Raw genomic sequence first — 21,761 nt, forward strand, 5'->3', positions numbered from 1 at the left:
GCCCCGGACGGCCCGGCACCCCGTCGGTGCCGGGCCGTCCGGTGCGTGGTGGGTCGGAGTGCGCGGTGGGTCAGAGCGTGGACGCCGCCGAGGCGATCGCGGAGGCGAAGGTCGAGACCTCGGTGTAGACGCCGGGCGCCTCGGGCCGGGCGCAGCCCTCGCCCCAGCTGACGATGCCGACCTGGATCCAGTCACCGGCGTTGTCCTTGCGGAACATGGGGCCGCCGGAGTCGCCCTGGCAGGTGTCCACGCCGCCCGCGTCGAAGCCGGCGCAGATCTCCTCGCTCGCGACGAGGCCGCTGTACAGACCGCCGTAGGCCCTGCAGGCGGCGTCGCTGACGAACGGCACGGTCGCCTTCAGCAGGTAGCGCTGCTGGGCGCCGCCCTCGCGGTTCGCGCCCCAGCCGGCGACGGTGAAGTCACCGGTGTTGTACTGCGCGGTGGTGGCGATCTTCAGGGTCGGCAGGTTGATGGGCTGGGCCAGCTTGATCAGCGCCCAGTCCTTGCCGGTGCCGTTGTAGCCGGGGGCGCGCAGCACCTTGGTGGAGCGGACCTGGACGCGGCCGCTGGTGGACTGCAGGTCGACGACCCCCGCGGTGGCCGTGATGCTCGTGTTGTTGCCGGAGCTGCCCACGCAGTGCGCGGCCGTGAGCACGATCTGCTGGGTGTAGAGCGCGCCGCCGCAGCCCATCGAGAGCCGGACCATGAACGGGAACTCGCCCTGCGCGGCACGGGTCCCGCCGACGACGGGCGAGGGGGCGGCCTGCGCGGCGGAGACGGGCTGGAGGCTGGCGATCGCGAGGGCGGCGGCGCCGAGGACCGCGCATCTCTTGAGCACCGTGAGGAGTCTCTTCAACGTGATGCCTTCCGTGGGGGGTTGACCGGGGAGACGTGCAACCGAAGCATCATTTGACGAGCGCATGACAGCAAGGCAGCAAAAAAGAACGTCCATGTGCTGGCATGGACTGGTCAAAATTGTGCTGCTGGATTATGGGAACGCCGACGGTTCTCGCACAAGGGGCGCGATCCGGCCAGGCCGGCCCGGCGGGGGTTCGCCGGGCCGGTGCCGCCGGTTCACGCGTTCCGGATCGCCGAGATGTCGAAGCTGAGCTTGATCTTGTCGGAGACCAGCACGCCACCGGTCTCCAGCGCGGCGTTCCAGGTCAGGCCCCACTCGGAGCGCAGGATCTGCGCCTTGCCCTCGAAGCCGACGCGCTCGTTGCCGAAGGGGTCCTTCGCGGCGCCGTTGAACTCCAGGTCGATGGTGAGGGGACGGGTCGTGCCGAGGATGGTCAGGTCGCCGGTGATGCGGTAGTCGTCGCCGCCAAGCGCCTCGGCCTTGGTGGAGCGGAACGTCATGGTCGGGAACTCGTCCGCCTTGAAGAAGTCCGCGCTCTTGAGGTGCCCGTCGCGGTCGGCGTTGCCCGTCTCGATGCTGTCCATCACGACGTCGAGCGAGGCCGTGGACCGCGAGGGGTCGCTGCCGTCGAGGTGCAGCGTGCCGGTGAAGTCCTGGAAGCCGCCCTTGACGTTGGTGACCATGGCGTGGCGGGCGACGAACCCGATCGTCGAGTGCGCGGGGTCGATCGTGTAGTCGCCGGTCAGGGCGGCGAGCTCCGGGGTGACGGCGGTGCCCGTGGCGGTGGCGGTCTCGGTGTCGGTGCGGCTGAAGATGCTCATGGGGTGCCTCCTGCGGCTTATGTTGAATGTTGAACTACCCAACACGACCCACCGTAGACCTATTCCGTTCAACCTTCAACATCTTCGCGAGGTGTGTTCGCATCGAGTCCCGCGCGCTCGCCCGTACCGCCGCCTGGCGGCACCGGGCCGCCCCGTACGGGTGGTTCCGCCCCGTCCGGGTGCCACGACGCCGCGACCCGCGGATCGCCCGGGTGGCGGGCCGCCGGCCGGTCAGTGCGGACCACCGGGGTGACGAGGTGCGGTGGCGGTGCTCCGGAAGTCGGGGTTCCGTAGCAAAGGACCGTAGGGAGACAGACGAGGCACAGCGCAGGGGAGACGACTCGTGACACTCACCGGCTCCGGCCCGGCCTACGACCCACCGGCCGACGCCCGCCCGCGCCGTGCCGGCGCTCCCGTCCCCGCCCGGACGCGCGTGTACGGACCGGAACGGCGCCTCGACCGGCGCGTGGCCCTGGTCACCGGTGCCTCCTCGGACATCGGGGCGGCCACGGCACGGCGCTTCGCCATGGACGGCTGGCAGCTCCTGCTCGGCGGGCGCGACCGGTACCGCCTGGAACGGACCGCCGCCGGCACGTCGGCCGTCGTCCTGCCCGCCGACCTCGCCGCCCCGGACGGACCGCGTCTGCTCGCCCGCTCCGCACTGCACATGACCGGACGGATCGACGTCCTGGTCGCCGGGGCGGACATCGGCTGGACGGGCCCCTTCGCCGCCATGCCGCACACCGACATCGACCGGGTGCTCACCCTGGACCTCAACGCCACGCTCCATCTCGTGCGCGAGGTCCTGCCGACCATGATCGCGGCGGGGCGCGGCCGCGTGGTGCTGCTCGGCGCGCTCGCGGACCGCGCGGGCGCGCGGCAGGAAGCGGTGTACTGCGCCGCCAAGGCCGGCCTCGCCGCCTTCGCCCGGGCACTGCGCCGGGAACTGCGCGGCACGGGCGTCGGCGTGACCTTCGTCGTCCCCGGCCCCGTCGACACGGATCTGCGCACCCGCCGAGCCGGACCCGACCCCGCCTCCCGCGCCGGCCTCCTCACCCCCGGCGACGTCGCCGCCACGATCTTCGACGCCGTCCGACGCCACCGCGACGAGGCCCACCTGGCCCCGCCGTCCCAGCCCCGCGCGCGCGGCCCGGGCTTGTACCGCCGCCTGCGGGATCGCCGGGGCTGACCGTCCGCTCGCCCGGTGGGGCATGCGCTTGCCGGGCCGAAGCCGCCGTGGCAGTAGGACGAGCGGCTCGGCGCGCGCCCTCTGCCCCGGGCGACGGCACCGCGTCGGGCGTCGGCGCTGTCCGACGCCACCGCGACGAGGCCCACCTGGCCCCGCCGTCCCAGCCCCGTGCCCGTGCGAGCGGCCCGGGCCTGTACCGCCGCCTGCGGGGAGGACGAGCGGCTCGGCGCGGGCCTCTGTCCCGGGCGACGGCACTGCGCCGGGCTTCGAGTCGTCCTGCGGCAGCGCGTCGACGTATATCCCGCCGCTCGGCTGGGCGACCGGTGCCTACGGGCTCGGCGGTCCGTGCGGTGCCGCTGTGCGGCGGTCCGTCCGGTGCGGGTGGTCGGGCGTCCGCCCGGTACCCCACCGTGGCGCCTGGCCGACTCACAAGGCGGGACCGGCCCTTCGGGGCCGGCTGCCCGTTCCGCCATCCCGGTCACTCCGGCCGGATCCTCCGTTCAGGTGACCGGCTGACCGTGGTAGGGCAGGAGCATGACTGCGCCGCGCCGAGTGTTCCTCCGTCAGGCGGGCAAGGCAGCCGGCCCGACCCGTCCGAGCCGCCGTGCCCTGCTGCTGGCCGCCGCGGCGCTGGCGGCGACCGGGGGCGCGACGCCCGCGGCCCGGGTCGCGGGTCCGCCCGGCGACCCGTACGACACGCTGCGCCGACGCTGGCTCTCCATCGCGCTCGGCGCGGGGTACGACCCCGCCGCCGAGCCGTACGCCTCCCGGCTCGCCCGGACCGGCGCGCTCGCCCGGGATCTGCTGGCGACCATGGCCCCGGCGGCGAACTCCCTGTGGGCGGACCACCCCTTCGACCCGCCGGCCGGCATCACCCGCAGCTACAACCGCCTGTGGACCATGACCCAGGCCTGCGTCCAGCAGGGCACCGGCTCGACCGGCGACCCGGACCTCCTCGCCGGCGTCCTGAGCGGCCTCGACCACCTCGCCGCCACCGTCTACCACCCCGCCACCACCCCCTACGGCAACTGGTGGGAGTGGCAGATCGGCAGCCCCCGCCTGCTCCTGGACATCACGGCCGCCCTGTACGACCGGCTGGGCGACGCCCGTGTCGAGGCCGCCTGCGCCGCCGTCGACCACTTCGTCCCCGACTCGGCCCTCGGCGACTACTCCGGCACCTCCACCGGCGCCAACCGCGTCGACCTGTGCCGCTCCGTCGCCCTGCGCGGCATCCTCGGACGCGCCCCCGCCAAGATCGCCCTGGCCCGGGACGCGCTCTCCCCGGTCTTCCCGTACGTCACCCGCGGCGACGGCCTCTACGCCGACGGCTCCTTCGTCCAGCACACCTGGGTCGCCTACTCGGGCACCTACGGGCAGGTCATGCTCGACGGCCTCGGCCGGCTGTTCGCCCTGCTCGCCGGGTCGGACTGGGAGGTCACCGACCCGAACCGGCAGATCGTCCTCGACAGCGTCGAACGCGCCTACGCGCCGCTCATCCACGACGGCCTGGTCATGGACAGCGTCAACGGCCGCGCCATCAGCCGGGGTCACCTCGCCTCCGACGAGCGGGGTGTCCTGCGCTCCGACCACTTCCACGGCGGACAGCTCATCGCCGCCCTCGCCATCCTCGCCGAGGGTGCGAGCCAGGAGGAACGCGACCGCTGGCACGCCCGCATCAAGGGCTGGATCGAACGCGACACCGTGGCACCGCTGCTGACGGCACCCCAGTTCGGCGTCGCCACCCTCGCCCGGCTGCACACCATCGCCGCCTCGCCCGTCCCGGCCGCCCCCGAACCCATCGGTCACCACCTCTTCGCCGCCATGGACCGCGCCGTCCACCGCCGCCCCGGCTTCACCGTGAACATCGCCATGGCCAGCGACCGCATCGCCCACTACGAGTGCGGCAACGGCGAGAACCCGCGCGGCTGGCACACCGGCGCCGGCCTGGTCAGCTGGTGGGCCGGCGCGAGCGACCAGTACACGGACTGGTACTGGCCGACCGTCGACTGGTACCGGCTGCCCGGCACCACCGTCTCCACCCGGCGGCTCGCCGACCGGGAGGGCGGCGAGTGGGGCACGGCCCGCCCCGACGCCCGCTGGGTGGGCGGCACCACCGACGGCACCTACGCGGCCCTCGGCCAGCACATCAAAGGCCTCGGCTCCACCCTCCAGGCCCGCAAGTCCTGGTTCTGCGCCGCGGACGCGGTGATCTGCCTGGGCGCCGGGATCACCTGCTCCGACGGCGTTCCGGTCGAGACCATCGTCGACAACCGCCACCTCGGCGCGCACGGCACCCAGCGCTTCGCCCAGGGCCCCGGCTGGGCCCACCTGGAGGACCACGGCGGCTGGCTGCTGCTCGACGGCGAGCCGAGGACGCTGCGCGAGGACCGCACCGGCGCCTGGTCCGACATCAACACCGGCTCCACCACCGAGCGCCGCACCCGCCGCTGGCAGACCCTGTGGCTCGACCACGGAACCGATCCCGCCGACGCGAGCTACGCCTACGCCCTGCTACCTGGGGCGTCCCGCCGGACGGTCGCCCGCCGCGCCGCCGACCGCCGGTGGCTGTCGATCCTCGCCAACGACGCCACCCGGCAGGCCGTGGCGGTGCCCTCCCTCGGCCTGACGGCCGCGAACTTCTGGCAACCCGGCACGGCCGGCCCCCTCGCCGCCTCCGCCGGAGCGAGCGTGCTGACCGTCCGCAGGGGCCGCACCGCCACCCTCTGCGTGAGCGAACCGCCCCGCACGGGCGAACCGCTGGAGATCACCTGGGACCGCCCGGTCCGCCGGGTCGTGCGCGCGGACGAGACCGTCGAGGTCCTCGCCACGGCCGCCGGCTGCGGCTGCGCATCACCCCGGGGACGGCATGCGCCACCCACCGGTGTGACATGACACTCCATTGAGCCGCTTGTGTGACCCCTACAAGCCGCACGCCCTCTGAGCAGTCGAAAAGGCTGCACCCCGGCGTGGTTCTGTTCAGTGGTACCAGGAAAACACGCCGGAGACTGTGAGGAGTCGACGGCCCGCTTTTCCAGGTCGGCTTCGTAAGGTCGCTACATGACCGTTTTGGATGAGGCGCCGGGTGAGCCGACCGACGCGCGTGGACGCGTGGCCGAACTGCACGAGATCCGTGCGCAGGCGGTGGCCGGACCGAGCGAGAAGGCGACCAAGGCGCAGCACGCCAAGGGCAAGCTGACCGCGCGTGAGCGCATCGAACTTCTCCTCGACCCGGACTCCTTCCGGGAGGTCGAGCAACTGCGCCGGCACCGGGCCACGGGCTTCGGCCTGGAGGCCAAGAAGCCGTACACCGACGGTGTGATCACCGGCTGGGGCACGGTGGAGGGCCGCACGGTCTTCGTCTACGCCCACGACTTCCGCATCTTCGGCGGCGCGCTGGGCGAGGCCCACGCCACGAAGATCCACAAGATCATGGACATGGCCATCGCGGCCGGTGCCCCGCTGGTCTCCCTCAACGACGGCGCCGGCGCCCGCATCCAGGAAGGCGTCTCGGCCCTCGCGGGCTACGGCGGCATCTTCCAGCGCAACACCAAGGCCTCCGGCGTCATCCCGCAGATCTCGGTGATGCTCGGCCCGTGCGCGGGCGGCGCCGCCTACAGCCCGGCCCTGACCGACTTCGTGTTCATGGTCCGCGAGACCTCGCAGATGTTCATCACCGGCCCGGACGTCGTCAAGGCGGTCACCGGCGAGGAGATCACCCAGAACGGCCTGGGCGGCGCCGACGTCCACGCCGAGACCAGCGGTGTCTGCCACTTCGCCTACGACGACGAGGAGACGTGCATCGCGGAGGTCCGCTACCTCCTGTCGCTCCTCCCGCAGAACAACCGCGAGAACCCGCCCCGCGCCGAGGCCTCCGACCCCGTCGACCGCCGCTCGGACGTCCTGTTGGACCTGGTCCCGGCGGACGGCAACCGGCCCTACGACATGACCAAGGTCATCGAGGAGATCGTCGACGACGGCGAGTACCTGGAGGTCCACGAGCGCTGGGCCCGCAACATCATCTGCGCCCTGGGCCGGATGGACGGCCAGGTCGTCGGCATCATCGCCAACCAGCCCCAGGTGCTGGCGGGCGTCCTGGACATCGAGGCCTCCGAGAAGGCGGCCCGCTTCGTCCAGATGTGCGACGCCTTCAACATCCCGATCATCACCCTTCTGGACGTCCCCGGCTTCCTTCCGGGCGTCGACCAGGAGCACGGTGGCATCATCCGCCACGGCGCGAAGCTGCTGTACGCCTACTGCAACGCGACCGTGCCGAGGATCTCGCTGATCCTGCGCAAGGCCTACGGAGGTGCGTACATCGTCATGGACAGCCAGTCCATCGGTGCCGACCTCACCTACGCCTGGCCGACCAACGAGATCGCGGTCATGGGCGCGGAAGGCGCCGCCAACGTCATCTTCCGCCGCCAGATCGCCGAGGCCGAGGACCCCGAGGCCATGCGCGCGCGCATGGTCAAGGAGTACAAGTCCGAGCTCATGCACCCCTACTACGCGGCCGAGCGCGGCCTGGTCGACGACGTCATCGACCCCGCCGAGACCCGCGAGGTCCTCATCAAGTCCCTCGCGATGCTCCAGACCAAGCACGCGGACCTGCCGTCCCGCAAGCACGGCAACCCGCCGCAGTAACCCTGCGGACATCTCAGCCACGGAGACTGACACCCATGGACACGCCTGACATCCGCGTCGAGAAGGGCCACGCCGAGCCCGAGGAGGTCGCCGCCATCACGGCGATCCTCCTGGCCCGCGCCGCCGCCCGCCCCACGGACCCCACCCCGGCCCACCGCGGCCGCGTCAAGGCCGGCTGGCGCCGCCTGGAACGCGAGCCCGGCTTCCGCGCCCCGCACAGCTGGCGCTGACCCCGGATCGAAGAAGGCCCCTCGCAGAGAGGGGCCTTCTTCGTGTTGGGGGCGCGGGGAACTGCGCGACAAGCCCCCACGAACCCGCACCCGGCAACGCGACAGCCCCCGGCAGCCCGAAGGCCGCCAGGGGCTGTCCCACAGCAACGGAGAACTACCGCAGCCGAGCCATCAGCGCGTGCTCGACCAGCGTGATCAGCGCACTCTTCGCATCGGCGCGATGCCGCGCGTCGGTCGTGATGATCGGCGTGTCCGGACCGATCTGCAGCGCCTCCCGGACCTCGTCCGGGGTGTACGGCTGCTGGCCGTCGAAGCCGTTGAGGGCGATGACGAACGGCAGCCCCGAGTTCTCGAAGTAGTCGACGGCGGGGAAGCAGTCGGCGAGCCTCCTCGTGTCGACCAGCACGATCGCGCCGATGGCGCCGCGCACCAGGTCGTCCCACATGAACCAGAAGCGGTCCTGACCGGGCGTACCGAAGAGGTACAGGATCAGGTCCTGGTCCAGGGTGATACGGCCGAAGTCCATGGCCACCGTGGTGGTGGTCTTGTCCCCGGTGTGGGTCAGGTCGTCGATGCCCGCCGAAGCGGACGTCATGACGGCCTCTGTGCGCAGCGGATTGATCTCCGAGACGGCGCCGACGAACGTGGTCTTGCCCACGCCGAAGCCGCCAGCCACCACGATCTTCGCGGACGTGGTGGAGCGGGAAGGCCCTCCGCTAGAGCTTGCGAAGTCCACTGAGCACCCTTTCGAGCAGTGTCACGTCTGGCTGGCCGCCGGCGCTCTCGTCGCCGCCGGGCTGATGGATGGCGACCAGTCCCGCCTCCGCCAAGTCGGCGACGAGGATCCTGGCCACGCCGAGAGGAATCGTGAGGAGCGCCGAGATCTCGGCGACCGACTTGATTTCCCGGCAGAGGTTGCAGATCCGCTGATGCTCGGGCAGTTGGCCCTGCATCTGGTGCGGCTGCGCGGTGGTGTGCACCAGCGCCTCGATGGCGAGCTGGTAACGCGGGCGGGTCCGGCCACCGGTCATGGCGTACGGACGCACCAGCGGATTGTGCTGGTTCGACGCCCCACCGGGCGCCGGCTCGGGGGTGCGGCGCTGCGGCTGCACGGGCTGGATGCGCGGGGCCGGAGGCTGGTCGTACGGCGACGGGCCGGGGCCCTGTGGCGCGTACGGCTGCCGGTGGCTCGGTGCGGAGGGAAAGTTGTAACGGTTCGGGGTCTGACCACCGTCGCCCTGACCCTGGGCAGGGCCGTACGACCAGTTGCCTGACGAACCGCCTGGGGGTGTTGCCACTTTCTCCTCCTCCGACTGTGCCTGGCACCCATCGCTGTGGAGCCGCGTCCCGAAACCTTACGGCCACGGGACGCCAAAACGCACCGTCCGTCGATTAGTTGAGCAGGCTCCCCTGGAGCTCCGCACGAAGGTCCGGGGTCAGGACCGTACCGGCCCGGTCCACCAGCAGGGCCATCTCGTACCCGATGAGGCCGATGTCCGCCTCGGGGTGGGCGAGGACCGCGAGCGACGATCCGTCGGAGATGGACATGATGAAGAGGAATCCCCGCTCCATCTCCACAACCGTCTGATTCACGCTGCCGCCCTCGAAGATCCGGGAGGCGCCTGCCGTCAGAGACGTCAGACCGGAGGCGACGGCCGCGAGCTGGTCGGCGCGGTCGCGGGGGAAGCCTTCGGACATCGCCAGAAGGAGTCCGTCGGCGGAGACCACCACCGTGTGGGACACCCCCGGGGTGTTGTCCACGAAGTTGGTGATCAACCAGTTCAGGTTCTGTGCCGCCTGGCTCATCGGGCTCACACTAACGCTCCTGGTTGTAGGTGCTGTCAGGACCGAAGCCCTGGCCGTTCGTTTCACTGCCTGCGCTGCGTCCGCGTTGGACACCCCGGCGCAGGTTGCTCAGCCTGCCCCGGACGTCCTCCGGGGCGCGGGAGACCTGTGGGCCTCCCTGGGGAGTGCTCTCGGCGGACCCCTCGATCAGGTTGGCCTTGGGAACCCGCCTCGGCAGGCCGGAGGAGGTGACCCCGCCCGCCTTCGGCTTCCGGAGCTGCGAGGCCTGCTGCCACCGCTCGTCGTTGGCCGAGCGCCAGTCGCTGTCGCCGTTGCTCTCCTGCGTGGAGGCCGGCGGCTCCTGGCTCGCGTGCCGTGCGCCACCCGTGCCGTTCGTACCGCCGGCGGTGGCTCCGCGGCGGGGAAGCCCGGCGTCGGTCAGCGCGTGGGCGGCGGAGGGGGCCGGTCCCGGACGCTCGAAGCCTACGCGGTCCTGCTCACTCGCGTCAGCGGCCTGCGCAGATTCCGTTTCCTGGGCCTGAGAAGGGTACTGGTTCGGGTAGCCGTTCTGGTAACCGTCCTGCTGCGGCCAGTCGTCCTGGTGGCGCCGTTGCTCGAACGCCGGGAAGCTGTCGGGCACGCCCACGCCCTGCCCCGCGGACTCCTCCCGGGCCGGCTCCGCATAGGAAGGATCCGGGTAGCCGCCGTTCGGCGAGAAGGTGTCGTTCTGCGGCAGGCCGCCGTTCGGCGCGTAGTACTGCTCGTCGTACGCCGCCCGCTGCGGTTCCTCGTACGCGGCCTGCCCCTGCTCCTCGTACGGCGCCTGCTGCTCCTCGTAGGCCTGCCGGCCGTCGTAGGAGGCGGGCTGCTGCTCCGGGTAGCCGCTCTGGCCGGTGTCGTAGTTCTGCCCGTAGCCCTGCTGCCCGTTGAACTCCTCCTGGTACGCGGACGCCTCGGCCTGCTCCTGGCCGTTCCGGCCGGGCAGGGCGGGCTGCTCGCCCTGGGACTGGGCCTCCAGGGCCGCCCGGCGCTCCTCGCGCATCAGGGAGCGGCCGACGGGGTCCAGCTCGCGTATGTCGTCGGGGACGTCGGAGTAGCGGCTGTCGTCGAAGCCGAGCTCCGCGGCGGTGCGCATGGGCTGGCCGAAGTTCTCGCCGCCGAAGTTCTGCTCCGGGATGATCTGCGAGACCGTGAACTCGTCGCGGTCCACGTGGCTCTCGCCGCCACCGCCGTGCGTGATCGCGTCGGGCAGCATGACCAGCGAGGTGGTGCCGGCCTGCTCGCCCGAGGGGCGCAGCTGCACGCGGATGCCGTGCCGGTCGGACAGCCGGCCGACCACGAACAGGCCCATGCGCTGCGAGATCGCGGCGTCCACGGTCGGCGGGTTGGCCAGCTTGTGGTTGATGTCCGCAAAGTCCTCGGCGGTCAGGCCGATGCCCTTGTCGTGGATCTCGATCATCACGCGGCCGTCGGGCAGCCGGGTCGCGGTGACGCGGACCTTGGTCTGCGGGGAGGAGAACGTGGTGGCGTTCTCCAGCAGCTCGGCGAGCAGGTGCACCAGGTCGGTCACGGCCCGGCCGTGGATCTCGGCCTCCGGCACGCCCGACAGCTCGATGCGTTCGTACTGCTCCACCTCGGAGGAGGCGGCGCGCAGCACGTCGACCAGCGGCACCGGCTGGTCCCAGCGTCGGCCGGGCTCCTCGCCCGCCAGGACCAGGAGGTTCTCGCCGTTGCGGCGCATACGGGTCGCCAGGTGGTCCAGCTTGAAGAGGTTCTCCAGCTGGTCCGGGTCGGCCTCGTTGTTCTCCAGGTCGGTGATCAGGGTCAGCTGGCCCTCGATCAGCGACTGGTTGCGGCGCGAGAGGTTGGTGAAGATCGCGTTGATGTTGCCCCGCAGCAGGGCCTGTTCGGCGGCGAGCCGGACGGCCTCGCGGTGGACCTGGTCGAAGGCGCGGGCGACCTCGCCGATCTCGTCCGTGGTGGTGATCGGGATGGCCTGGACGCGGGTGTCGACGCGGCCCGGGTCGGTGCGCGAGAGCTGGTCGACCAGCATCGGCAGGCGCTGCTCGGCGATGCCGAACGCGGCGTTGCGCAGCTGGCGCATCGAGCGGCTCATCTGGCGGGCGACGGCACCGGCCAGGATGAACGCCAGGAGCAGGGCGACGACGACGGCGGCACCGGTGATGTAGGCGTCGCGCTGGGCACTGTCGGCGATGTCGGACGCTTCGCTCACGGCCTTGTCGGCCAGGTCCGTCTCGATCTTCTCGTACGCGTTGAACTTGAGCGTGTTGACCGCCCACCAGTTCTCGGCGGTGATGCCCTTCTCGGCGAGGGCGGCGCGGGCGCTCGGGTCGGTGCTCTGCAGCGTCGCGACGGCCGAGATCATCGTCGTCGGGTTGGCCGGCGGGGGGACGTAGTCCGGGTTCTTGGCCTTGGCCTCGCGGGCCATCGCGGCGCCGTCGGCCCTGAGCTTGGCCTCGGCCTCCTTGAGCTTGGCCGCGTCCTGCTCGGTGCCACCGCCGATGTACTCCTGCACGGCGATGCGCTCGAGGTAGGCGTACGAGGACAGGGCGACGCGCTGGCTGGCCAGGTTGCCGTCGTCGGGGCCGGGCTTGACCAGGATGTGCATGCCGATCGAGCGCTGCAGCGACAGGGCCGCCTTCGTGAGCTCGATGGCGTACACGGTCCGGCCGTAGCTGGTGATGTTGCCGGTGCCGAGGCCGAGTTCGTTGGCGAACTCGGTCAGCGGGTGGGCCACCTCGACGTAGCCCTCTTCGGTCTGGACGCCCTTGAGCTTGGAGGTGTAGGCGACCTGGCGCAGGGTCTGCAGCTTGGGCTCGGCCTCGCGGAACAGCTTCAGCCGGCGCTCCAGGCCGGGCTTGGCCGGCATGTTCTGGGCGGCGGCGTCGAAGGCGTCGGCGGCCTCGTCGGTGGCCTTGCGGACCTGGGTGACGGTCGCCTTGTCCTGGGCGGTCTGGGCGCTGCCCTTCAGCAGGGGCGCCGCCGAGGCGTCACGCTCGTTGTAGAGGGCGTTGGCGTACAGCAGCGAGGCGCGGACCAGGCGCGCGGTGTTCTCGGCGTCCTCGGCCTCCTGCCAGGTGTCGATCGAGCTTTTCACCTGGAAGCCGCCCATGACGAGGCCGACCAGCACGGGTATGAGCAGGATCGCGTTCAGCCGGGTCGCCACACGCCAGTTGCGCGGCGAGAGACGGCCACCGCTCTGAGCGGGCGCGGCCGTCGGCTCCGAACCGGGCACGGGGGCGGGCGCCGCTGTGCGCGGCGGCGGGGTGAAGTTGCCCCGGGCCGACGGCTCGGGACTGTTCTTGCTTCGCCTCACTCGACCAACAACCTCTCGGCGGTCGGCACCAACCATGTGCCGCAGTGTCTCAGAGCCCCATCACGTCCTCGTAGGACGAGTACGTCATTGACTATTGGGCAGTTCAGGCATTCCAGCACGACGACCTGCGCTCTTCCAAACAGTCGAGGGCAGGGATTCAAGGGGGTGTAAGCCCCAGATAAAACGGTCATAAAGAGCGAGCCCCGCCAAAAGGCGGGGCGGTCGTGCGCACAGCGAGACCGGATGTGCGCGACGCGTGGCCGTACCACCCCAGTTCTCTGCCGAAACGTTATGAACACCTTGGCCGACCGTGTCAAAGGACACAGTCGGCTCCGGTGCATCTACGACAACTGCCGTATAGCGCTTCAGAATTGGGTGCTACCTCAGCCGGGCCATCAGGGCGTGCTCCACCAGCGTGATCAGGGCACTCTTCGCGTCGGCCCGGTGCCGGGCGTCGGTCGTGATGATCGGAGTGTCCGGACCGATCTGCAGCGCCTCGCGCACCTCGTCGGGCGTGTAGGGCTGCTGGCCGTCGAAACCGTTGAGGGCGATGACGAACGGCAGGCCGCTGTTCTCGAAGTAGTCCACCGCCGGGAAGCAGTCCGCCAGGCGCCGGGTGTCCACGAGCACCACCGCGCCGATGGCACCGCGTACCAGATCGTCCCACATGAACCAGAAGCGGTCCTGACCGGGCGTACCGAAGAGGTACAGGATCAGGTCCTGGTCCAGGGTGATACGGCCGAAGTCCATGGCCACCGTGGTGGTGGTCTTGTCCCCGGTGTGGGTCAGGTCGTCGATCCCCGCGCTGGCCGAAGTCATCACGGCCTCGGTGCGCAGCGGGTTGATCTCCGAGACGGCACCCACGAACGTGGTCTTGCCCACGCCGAAGCCGCCCGCCACCACGATCTTCGCGGAGGTGGTGGAACGACCCGCGTCAGAGCTTGCGAAGTCCACTGAGCACCCTTTCGAGCAGTGTCACGTCCGGCGCACCGGTGGCCTCGTCGCCGCCCGGCTGGTGGATCGCGACGAGACCGGCCTCCGCGAGGTCCGCGACCAGGATGCGCGCCACACCCAGCGGCATGTTGAGCAGGGCGGAGACCTCGGCCACCGACTTGACCTCACGGCACAGGTGGCAGATCCGCTGGTGCTCCGGGAGCAGGCCCATGAGCGCGGCGGGGTCCGCGGTCGTACTGATCAGTGCCTCGATGGCGAGCTGATAGCGCGGCCGGGTCCTGCCGCCGGTCATGGCGTACGGCCGTACCAGCGGCTGGTCGCCCTCGTCCTCGTACGGCTCCGCGTACGGATCATGAGAGGCGGTGGGCGGGGTCATGGGTCCTCCGGGCGGGACAGCAAGTCGGTCAGATCAAGCCGTCTGACGAGGCCTGTGTGGGGTGTGTGGCGGCCGGACGGTGATGTGGTGAGACGGGTGGTGCCGGGGCCTATCAGTGGAGCAGACTGCCTTGGAGCTCGGCGCGCAGGTCGGGGGTGAGGACCGCGCCCGCGCGGTCGACCAGGAGCGCCATCTCGTAGCCGACGAGGCCGATGTCGCACTCCGGGTGCGCGAGGACGGCCAGGGACGAACCGTCCGAGACGGACATGAGGAAGAGGAATCCCCGCTCCATCTCGACGACCGTCTGGGCCACCTCGCCGCCCTCGAAGATGCGGGAGGCGCCTGCCGTCAGGGACGTCAGCCCCGAGGCGACGGCCGCGAGCTGGTCCGCGCGATCGCGCGGGAAGCCCTCCGACATCGCCAGGAGGAGGCCGTCGGCGGACACGACGACGGTGTGGGACACCCCGGGGGTGTTGTCCACGAAGTTGGTGATCAACCAGTTGAGGTTCTGTGCCGCCTGGCTCATCGGACTCAACTAACGCTCCTGCTGGTGAGTGGGCCGTGGGAAGCTGCCGGTCTGGGTGGATCCGGCCTGACGACCCTGTGCGATACCCCGACGGAGATTGGTCAGCCGGCCGCGCACGTCATCGGGGGCGCGCGAGACCTGCGGACCGCTCTGGTGCGGTTGCTGCTGAGCCGTGCCCGGGACGAGGTTCGCCCGGGGCACCCGGCGAGGCAGGCCGGAGGTGGTGACCCCGCCTGCGGCGGGCTGACGGACGCGCTCGGCCTGGCGGACGAGGTCGTCGTTGGGCGAGGTGCGCCAGCCGGCGGACGCGGACCGCTGCGGGCCGGTGGGCCCCTGCGGCTGCTGCGGAGCGGCCGGAGCCGAGCCGTTGCTCTGCTCCTGCTGCTCCTGCTGCCCGTGGAACCAGTTGGTCTCCAGTGTGTCGTACAGCGGCGTACGCCCGTCGCCCGGGCCGCTCGCCGGCGGCAGCGCCTCGGGCTCCTGCCGGACGGGCCGGGGCTGCGGCGCCGGCGGACGCGGGGCTGCGAAGTCGGAGCCGCCGTTGACCTGCGGCCGCTCGAACCGGCCCGTGCCCGCCGGGTCGGCCGGGGTGGCCGGACCGGGCAGCGGGGGACGGCCGGAGTCGTTGCCCTGCCGCTGCGCGGGGTACTGGCCGGTCGCGTCCTGGCGCGGCGCCGGGTACTGCCCGGTGGTGCCGTTGTCCTGACGGGGCGCCGGATACTGCCCGGTGGAGCCGTCGTCATAGGACTGCGGAGCCTGCTGCGGTGCCGGGTACTGACCGGTGGAACCGTTGTCGTACGACTGCGGGGCCTGCTGCGGTGCCGGGAACTGGCCCGTCGCGGAGGACGGGTCGCGGCGGCCTGCCGGGGCGCCGAAGACGTCCGGCCGGACGAACTGGCCCGAGTTCGGGTCGTACTGGCCTTGGTGCTGCTGGCCGCCGAAGTCGGCCGGGCCCTGACGCTCGTCGTCGCGCGGCACGGCCGGCATCTCCGCCGTCGAGCCGGGGCCCTGACGGTCGTCGACACGCGGCAGGGCGGACGTCCGGGAGACGTCCGGCTCCTCGTGGCCACGGGGGGTGTCCAGCGAGGCGCGCGGCACCTGCGGCTGGGCGTTCTCGTCGCTCCAGCTCGGCACGCGCGGCTGCGGGTCGCCGCCGGGCAGCTCGGCCCGCGGGCCACCGCGCGGCGGCAGCTGCGGCCGACGGCCCTTGCCCTGCTCGGCGTTGCCGCCCTGCTGCGGCCGGCCCCGGCCACCGCCGAAGGCGTCCTGCGGCGCGCCGGTGCCCGCGGCCTGCAGGCCCTGCGGGGCACCCGGCGCCTGACCGAACCCGGCACCGGCCGGAGCCGGGCGGCCCTGCGCGGGCGGACCCTGCTCGAACATCGAGTTGCCCGGACCCTGCGGTCCGCGCGCTCCGCCCTGACCGGCCGGACGGCCACCGTCGCGTCCCGGCAGCGCGGCCCGCGGGCCCTGGCCGGCACCGAGCCGGCCGCCACCGGAGGCGCCGCCGCCGAAGGCACCGCCACCGGAGGCGCCGGCACCGAGGGCGCCGCCGTTCTGGCCGGCACCGGCGGCCCGCCGGGCCGCCGCCGCACCGGCCGCGGCCTGCGCGGCGGCCGGACCGCCACCGCCGACCGGCGGCTGGCCGCCCTGCTTGGGCTGGGGCTTCCTGCCGCCCTGGGCGACGTCGACGGGCAGCATGACCAGCGCGGTCGTACCACCGGAGTCGGACGGGCGGAGCTGGATGCGGATGCCGTGCCGCTGGGACAGCCGGCCGACCACGAACAGACCCATGCGGCGGGAGACGGAGACGTCCACCGTCGGGGGAGAGGCGAGCCGCTCGTTGATCGCGGCGAGGTCCTCGGGGGAGAGGCCGATACCGGTGTCGTGGATCTCGATCAGCACCCGGCCGTCGGGCAGGGCGTGACCGGTGACCTTGACCTTGGTCTGCGGCGAGGAGAACGAGGTCGCGTTCTCCAGCAGCTCCGCGAGCAGGTGCACGAGGTCGTTGACCACGCGGCCGGCGACCTCGGTCGTGGGCACCGAGGCGAGCTCGATGCGCTCGTACTGCTCCACCTCGGAGGCGGCGGCGCGGAGCACGTCGACCAGCGGGACCGGGCGGGTCCAGCGCCGACCGGGCTCCTCACCGGCGAGGACGAGGAGGTTCTCACCGTTACGGCGCATGCGCGTGGCGAGGTGGTCGAGCTTGAACAGCGAGGACAGCTGATCCGGGTCGGCCTCGCGGGACTCCAGTTCGGAGATGAGCGACAGCTGACGCTGGATGAGGCCCTGGGAGCGGCGCGAGAGGTTGGTGAACATCGCGTTGACGTTGCCCCGCAGCAGGGCCTGCTCGGCGGCGAGGCGGACCGCCTCGCGGTGCACGTCGTCGAAGGCCGCGGCCACCCGGCCGATCTCGTCCCGGGAGTGCACACCGACCGACTCCACGGACGTGTCGACGTCCTGCGGGTCGGACTCGGACAGCTGCTTGACCAGCTCGGGCAGACGGTCGGAGGCGACCCTGGTGGCGGTCTCCTCCAGCCGGCGCAGCGAGCGGATCATGGACCGGGCCACGACGAAGGCGCCGACGAGCGAGACACCGAGCACGATCAGGATCAGCGCACCGGAGATGATCGCGTCGCGCTCGGTGGCGCTGCGCAGCTCGCGGGCCTTCTGTTCCATCTCCTCGAGCAGGGTGTGCTCGATGTTCTTCATCTGCTGGATCTTGGTGGAGCTGTCGTCCAGCCAGTCGCGGTAGGACCGCTTGTCCTGCTGGGCGAGACCGCTCGCGGAGATCAGGGCGCGGCCGGCGTAGGTGTCGGTGGCCTTGATCGTGGAGTTGCCGCCGTCCTCGATCGGCTTCAGCAGCTCGGCGGCGGCGTCCTCGCCGTAGATGCTCTTGAAGCTGCGGATCTCGGAGTTCTGGCTCTGCAGGGCGGACTGGGCGTAGAGCCGGTCGTTCGGGGAGAGCTTGCCGGTCGTGGTGTTGCTGGCGGGCAGTGCCGCGGCGAGGGCCGCGCGCTGGATCGAGGAGTACTCCTTGGCGGAGGAGAACGCCGCGAGCGCACGCGTGCGCTGGATCATGTCCGGGTTGCTGGTCGCCTCGGCCATGTCCTGGGAGAGGTCGATTAGGTTCTCGATCAGACGGTGGTACGCCTCGATCGTCTGCGTGGAGTTGCCCTCGGAGGCGTAGGCGCCCTTGCGGATCTGGGCCAGGTCGCCGAGCTCACCGGCGATCTGGATGAGGTACTCGCGGACGCCCTTGAGGTTGCCGTCCTTGCTCGCGCTGTCGATCTCCTCGGACGAGTCGAGGAAGTTGTTCATCGCCCGGTCGGTCTTCTCGCGCAGCCCCTTGACCGTGAAGTCGGTGGCCTTGCCGCCGTGCGCGAGCGGGCCCGCCGACTGGTCGCGCTCCTCCTGGAGCGCGGCCGACAGCTCGGTGGCCTGCTTGGTCATGTCCGTCAGCAGCTTCATGTTGTCGAGCTGCTGGATGTCGTCCATGGACTGGTTGATACGCAGCGCGCCCAGCGAGGTGGCCGCGACCACCGGGAGCGCGAGCAGCGACACCAGTCGGGTGGAGATGCGCCAGTTGCGCAGGGCTATTCGCGGGCCGGGACCGGTCGGACCGGCCGGCGGCTTCAGGGCCGGGGCCGGGCTCGCGGGCCCCGAGGGGGCCGACGCGCCGGGACGCCCGGGGCGCTCACCGCCGTCACCGGCCGGGCCCGGGTTCTGGGCGTGCTGGGGCGAGGGGCCGCCATTCATGGGGCCAGTCCCGCCGTGCGGCTCCGGCTCCGCCGAAGCGTTGCCATCCCTCTTGAAACGTCCCTGCACTAGCGTCGCAACCTCTGGACCAGGCACCCCGTCGTGTGAACGGCGGAGCACGGTGTCGGCGTTCTGGGGACGCCCTGAGTACGCCCCCGTGGTGGTCGTGAGTGACCGGCGCTGATTCCCCCTTCTGACCGCCACTCGGCGCGTCTGTGCGCCCCCTGTGCGCCGGCTCGATACCCGCGGCGGTCCGTGGCATTCCAGCACAGCACAGGATCTCCAACAAGGCTCGTAGGTCAGGCCGTGACATAGGTGACACCACGTGAGGACCGGATCACCGGTCGTAGAAAGGGAGTTCGCCCATACCGGTCATATATCCGCGAGTCGTCGAGCGGTGGTCGGTGTCCCAGTCGCCATGATCAGGAGCGGAATGATGGCTTCAAGGGGGCAATGTCCGCTTCGTCACGCTGGGGCGAGAGTCCGGAATGACCGATTCGACCCTTGGTTCGTGAGCAAACTCACAGCCTGATCGTGAACTCTGCGCGGCCGGGGCGGGAATCCGATGTTTAGCCTGACGCTTTACAGAGAAGGCAAAAACGACAACCCGCGCCCGGTGGGGTTTCGCACCCTCGCGGCGCCCGTCACAGGACAGGGTCAAGTAAACAGTGAAGACGACGACGATGTTCCACAAGATCGCCAACCCGCGGCGCACGACGCTGGCGCACCTCGACGGCGCCGACGAACTGCAGACGCCGGAACAGCCGGAGCACCGCGTCGAACTGCCCACGCAGACCGCCAACCCCAAGCGCACCGTCCTCATGGAGATCCCCGTCGCGGCCGGCGCGGCCGCGGAGTGACACCAGGACATACGTGTGCCGGCCGCGGGATGCTCACCGCGGCGGGCGATGAACTCCGAGGGGCGCCCCCGGCCGCGGGGACGCCCCTCGTGCGTGCGCACGGCCGGGACACCTCCCCGCGTTAGCCTGGAGCGTCAGACTCCAGCCGCTTCAGTCAAGGGGCCAAGCATCCCGTGCGCATCGCCAGATTCTCCATCGACGGGAACGTCGCCTTCGGCGCCATCGAGGGCGAGAAGCAGGACGAACTCGTCCTGGACATCATCAAGGGCATCCCGTTCGCGGACTTCGAGCTCTCGGGCACGAAGGTGCCGGTCGGCAGGGTGAGGCTGCTGCCGCCGGTGCTCCCCAACAAGGTCGTGGCCTTCGGCCGCAACTACGCGGAGCACGCGCGCGAGCTGGGCAACGAGGTGCCCGAGGCCCCCTTCGCCTTCTTCAAGCCGTCCACCTCGGTGATCGGCCCCGGCGACGAGATCCAGTACCCCTCCTTCTCCCAGGAGGTGCACCACGAGGCCGAGCTGGCCGTCGTCATCGGCCGGATGTGCCGCGAGGTCCCGCGCGAACGCGTCAAGGACGTGATCTTCGGCTACACCTGCGCCAACGACATCACCGCCCGCGACGTCCAGAAGCGCGAGAAGCAGTGGGCCCGGGCCAAGGGCTTCGACAGCTCCTGCCCCCTCGGCCCGTGGGTGGAGACCGATCTGGACCCGGCCGACCTGACCATCCAGCTCACGGTCAACGGGCAGCAGCGCCAGCTCGGCCGCACCAGCGAGATGATCCACTCCATCGAGGACCTGATCGTCAACATCACCGAGGCCATGACGCTGCTCCCCGGCGACGTGATCCTCACGGGCACCCCGGCTGGGGTCGGCCCCCTGAACGTCGGCGACGAGGTCGCCGTCACCATCGAAGGCATCGGCACTCTCACCAACAAGGTTGTCAAGCGTGGCTAGCGCACCCGGCTCCCCCGTACGCGTCCGTTTCTGTCCCTCGCCCACCGGTAACCCCCACGTGGGCCTGGTGCGCACCGCCCTGTTCAACTGGGCGTTCGCCAAGCACCACGGCGGCACCCTGGTCTTCCGCATCGAGGACACCGACGCGGCCCGCGACTCCGAGGAGTCGTACACCCAGCTGCTCGACTCGATGCGCTGGCTGGGCTTCGACTGGGACGAGGGCCCCGAGGTCGGCGGCCCGCACGCGCCGTACCGCCAGTCGCAGCGCATGGACCTGTACGGGGACGTCGCGGCCAAGCTGCTCGACGCCGGCCACGCCTACCACTGCTACTGCTCCCAGGAGGAGCTGGACACCCGCCGCGAGGCCGCCCGCGCCGCCGGCAGGCCGTCCGGCTACGACGGCCACTGCCGCGAGCTGACCGAGGCGCAGGTCGAGGAGTACCGGGCCCAGGGCCGCGAGCCGATCGTCCGCTTCCGGATGCCCGACGAGACGATCACCTTCACCGACCTGGTCCGCGGCGAGCTGACCTTCACCCCGGAGAACGTCCCGGACTACGGCATCGTCCGCGCGAACGGCGCCCCGCTGTACACGCTGGTCAACCCGGTCGACGACGCCCTGATGGAGATCACCCACGTCCTGCGCGGCGAGGACCTGCTCTCCTCCACCCCCCGCCAGATCGCCCTGTACAAGGCGCTGATCGAGCTGGGTGTCGCCAAGGGCATCCCGCAGTTCGGCCACCTGCCGTACGTGATGGGCGAGGGCAACAAGAAGCTCTCCAAGCGCGACCCGCAGTCCAGCCTGAACCTCTACCGGGAGCGCGGCTTCCTGCCCGAGGGCCTGCTCAACTACCTCTCCCTGCTCGGCTGGTCCCTCTCGGCCGACCAGGACGTCTTCTCCATCGACGAGATGATCGCGGCGTTCGACGTCTCCGACGTGAACCCGAACCCGGCCCGCTTCGACCTGAAGAAGTGCGAGGCGATCAACGGCGACCACATCCGCATGCTCGACGTGAAGGACTTCACCGAGCGCTGCCGCCCCTGGCTCCAGGCGCCGTTCGCCCCCTGGGCCCCGGAGGCCTTCGACGAGGCCAAGTGGCAGGCCGTCGCCCCGCACGCGCAGACCCGCCTCAAGGTGCTCTCCGAGATCACCGACAACGTCGACTTCCTGTTCCTGCCGGAGCCGGTGGAGGACGAGGCCAGCTGGAACAAGGCCATGAAGGAGGGCTCGGACGCCCTGCTGCGCACGGCCCGCGAGAAGCTGGAGGCGGCCGACTGGTCCTCCGCCGAGTCGCTCAAGGAGGCCGTCCTGGCCGCCGGTGAGGCCCACGGCCTCAAGCTCGGCAAGGCCCAGGCCCCGGTCCGGGTCGCCGTCACCGGCCGCACGGTCGGCCTGCCGCTGTTCGAGTCGCTGGAGATCCTGGGCAAGGAGACGACCCTGGCCCGGATCGACGCGGCGCTGGCGAAGCTGGCCGCGTAA

The 21,761-nt window shown here is 71.3% G+C and carries 16 protein-coding genes and 1 pseudogene; 7 read left to right on the forward strand and 10 right to left on the reverse strand.

Annotated elements, in window-relative coordinates:
• Window positions 1-70: 70 nt before the first annotated feature.
• Window positions 71-856 carry a S1 family peptidase gene (locus ABTZ58_RS36220; RefSeq protein ID WP_351366534.1) on the reverse strand — a complete coding sequence of 262 codons (786 nt, stop codon included), beginning with the start codon at window positions 854-856 and terminating at the stop codon, window positions 71-73.
• A 218-nt stretch (window positions 857-1,074) separates the two neighbouring features.
• Window positions 1,075-1,680 carry a YceI family protein gene (locus ABTZ58_RS36225; RefSeq protein WP_351366537.1) on the reverse strand — a complete coding sequence of 202 codons (606 nt, stop codon included), beginning with the start codon at window positions 1,678-1,680 and terminating at the stop codon, window positions 1,075-1,077.
• Window positions 1,681-2,023: 343 nt separating this feature from the next.
• Between ABTZ58_RS36225 and ABTZ58_RS36230 the strand changes: the two genes are divergently transcribed.
• The 4 genes and pseudogenes from ABTZ58_RS36230 to ABTZ58_RS36245 all read left to right on the forward strand — a co-directional run bounded on the left by ABTZ58_RS36230 (window position 2,024) and on the right by ABTZ58_RS36245 (window position 7,740).
• The gene (locus ABTZ58_RS36230) at window positions 2,024-2,869 is read left to right on the forward strand and encodes an SDR family NAD(P)-dependent oxidoreductase (protein WP_351366540.1); all 846 of its coding nucleotides are present in this window, start codon (window positions 2,024-2,026) and stop codon (window positions 2,867-2,869) included.
• A gap of 534 nt (window positions 2,870-3,403) precedes the next feature.
• A pseudogene (locus tag ABTZ58_RS36235) lies at window positions 3,404-5,772 on the forward strand (polysaccharide lyase 8 family protein).
• 154 nt (window positions 5,773-5,926) lie between these two features.
• Window positions 5,927-7,510, forward strand: coding sequence for an acyl-CoA carboxylase subunit beta (locus ABTZ58_RS36240; RefSeq protein WP_309098108.1), 1,584 nt, complete (start codon window positions 5,927-5,929; stop codon window positions 7,508-7,510).
• A 35-nt stretch (window positions 7,511-7,545) separates the two neighbouring features.
• On the forward strand, window positions 7,546-7,740 hold the full coding sequence (locus ABTZ58_RS36245; protein ID WP_184988591.1) for an acyl-CoA carboxylase subunit epsilon: 195 nt from the start codon (window positions 7,546-7,548) through the stop codon (window positions 7,738-7,740).
• 154 nt (window positions 7,741-7,894) lie between these two features.
• On the opposite strand, the gene ABTZ58_RS36250 is transcribed toward ABTZ58_RS36245, so the two are convergent.
• The 8 genes from ABTZ58_RS36250 to ABTZ58_RS36285 form a co-directional block, all read right to left on the reverse strand.
• The gene (locus ABTZ58_RS36250) at window positions 7,895-8,476 is read right to left on the reverse strand and encodes a GTP-binding protein (RefSeq protein WP_014675207.1); all 582 of its coding nucleotides are present in this window, start codon (window positions 8,474-8,476) and stop codon (window positions 7,895-7,897) included.
• Window positions 8,457-9,038, reverse strand: a complete 582-nt coding sequence (locus ABTZ58_RS36255; protein ID WP_351366545.1) for a DUF742 domain-containing protein — start codon at window positions 9,036-9,038, stop codon at window positions 8,457-8,459. Before ABTZ58_RS36255 ends, ABTZ58_RS36250 begins: the two co-directional genes overlap by 20 nt.
• Before the next feature lie 94 nt (window positions 9,039-9,132).
• A complete protein-coding gene (locus tag ABTZ58_RS36260; RefSeq protein WP_004983065.1) occupies window positions 9,133-9,546 on the reverse strand; it encodes a roadblock/LC7 domain-containing protein in 414 nt (137 codons plus the stop codon).
• 10 nt (window positions 9,547-9,556) lie between these two features.
• Entirely contained in the window at window positions 9,557-12,862 is a 3,306-nt protein-coding gene (locus ABTZ58_RS36265) for a sensor histidine kinase (RefSeq protein ID WP_351366548.1), read from the reverse strand.
• A 378-nt stretch (window positions 12,863-13,240) separates the two neighbouring features.
• A complete protein-coding gene (locus tag ABTZ58_RS36270; protein WP_020271455.1) occupies window positions 13,241-13,816 on the reverse strand; it encodes a GTP-binding protein in 576 nt (191 codons plus the stop codon).
• A complete protein-coding gene (locus ABTZ58_RS36275) occupies window positions 13,797-14,192 on the reverse strand; it encodes a DUF742 domain-containing protein (protein WP_031121441.1) in 396 nt (131 codons plus the stop codon). Before ABTZ58_RS36275 ends, ABTZ58_RS36270 begins: the two co-directional genes overlap by 20 nt.
• A 112-nt stretch (window positions 14,193-14,304) precedes the next feature.
• Window positions 14,305-14,718: a roadblock/LC7 domain-containing protein gene (locus tag ABTZ58_RS36280; RefSeq protein ID WP_030851929.1), complete on the reverse strand. Its 414-nt coding sequence runs from the start codon at window positions 14,716-14,718 to the stop codon at window positions 14,305-14,307.
• A 9-nt stretch (window positions 14,719-14,727) separates the two neighbouring features.
• Complete coding sequence (locus ABTZ58_RS36285) at window positions 14,728-18,543, reverse strand: sensor histidine kinase (RefSeq protein ID WP_351366553.1); 3,816 nt, start codon at window positions 18,541-18,543, stop codon at window positions 14,728-14,730.
• 599 nt (window positions 18,544-19,142) lie between these two features.
• Here ABTZ58_RS36285 and ABTZ58_RS36290 point away from each other — a divergent pair.
• The 3 genes from ABTZ58_RS36290 (at window position 19,143) to gltX (ending at window position 21,761) form a co-directional block, all read left to right on the forward strand.
• A complete protein-coding gene (locus ABTZ58_RS36290; protein WP_309095167.1) occupies window positions 19,143-19,334 on the forward strand; it encodes a hypothetical protein in 192 nt (63 codons plus the stop codon).
• 173 nt (window positions 19,335-19,507) lie between these two features.
• A complete protein-coding gene (locus ABTZ58_RS36295; protein WP_351366556.1) occupies window positions 19,508-20,284 on the forward strand; it encodes a fumarylacetoacetate hydrolase family protein in 777 nt (258 codons plus the stop codon).
• A complete protein-coding gene (gene gltX, locus ABTZ58_RS36300) occupies window positions 20,277-21,761 on the forward strand; it encodes a glutamate--tRNA ligase (protein WP_351366559.1) in 1,485 nt (494 codons plus the stop codon). Before ABTZ58_RS36295 ends, gltX begins: the two co-directional genes overlap by 8 nt.

Origin of the sequence: Streptomyces sp. NPDC094143, from assembly GCF_040303825.1 — a bacterium.
Lineage (GTDB): Bacteria > Actinomycetota > Actinomycetes > Streptomycetales > Streptomycetaceae > Streptomyces.

Bases quoted from the DNA above. Each gene is read 5' to 3' on its own strand.
- ABTZ58_RS36225 (WP_351366537.1), bottom strand. From the start codon at position 1,680: ATGAGCATCTTCAGCCGCACCGACACCGAGACCGCCACCGCCACGGGC.
- ABTZ58_RS36240 (WP_309098108.1), top strand. From the start codon at position 5,927: ATGACCGTTTTGGATGAGGCGCCGGGTGAGCCGACCGACGCGCGTGGA.
- ABTZ58_RS36245 (WP_184988591.1), top strand. From the start codon at position 7,546: ATGGACACGCCTGACATCCGCGTCGAGAAGGGCCACGCCGAGCCCGAG.
- ABTZ58_RS36260 (WP_004983065.1), bottom strand. From the start codon at position 9,546: ATGAGCCAGGCGGCACAGAACCTGAACTGGTTGATCACCAACTTCGTG.
- ABTZ58_RS36275 (WP_031121441.1), bottom strand. From the start codon at position 14,192: ATGACCCCGCCCACCGCCTCTCATGATCCGTACGCGGAGCCGTACGAG.
- ABTZ58_RS36280 (WP_030851929.1), bottom strand. From the start codon at position 14,718: ATGAGCCAGGCGGCACAGAACCTCAACTGGTTGATCACCAACTTCGTG.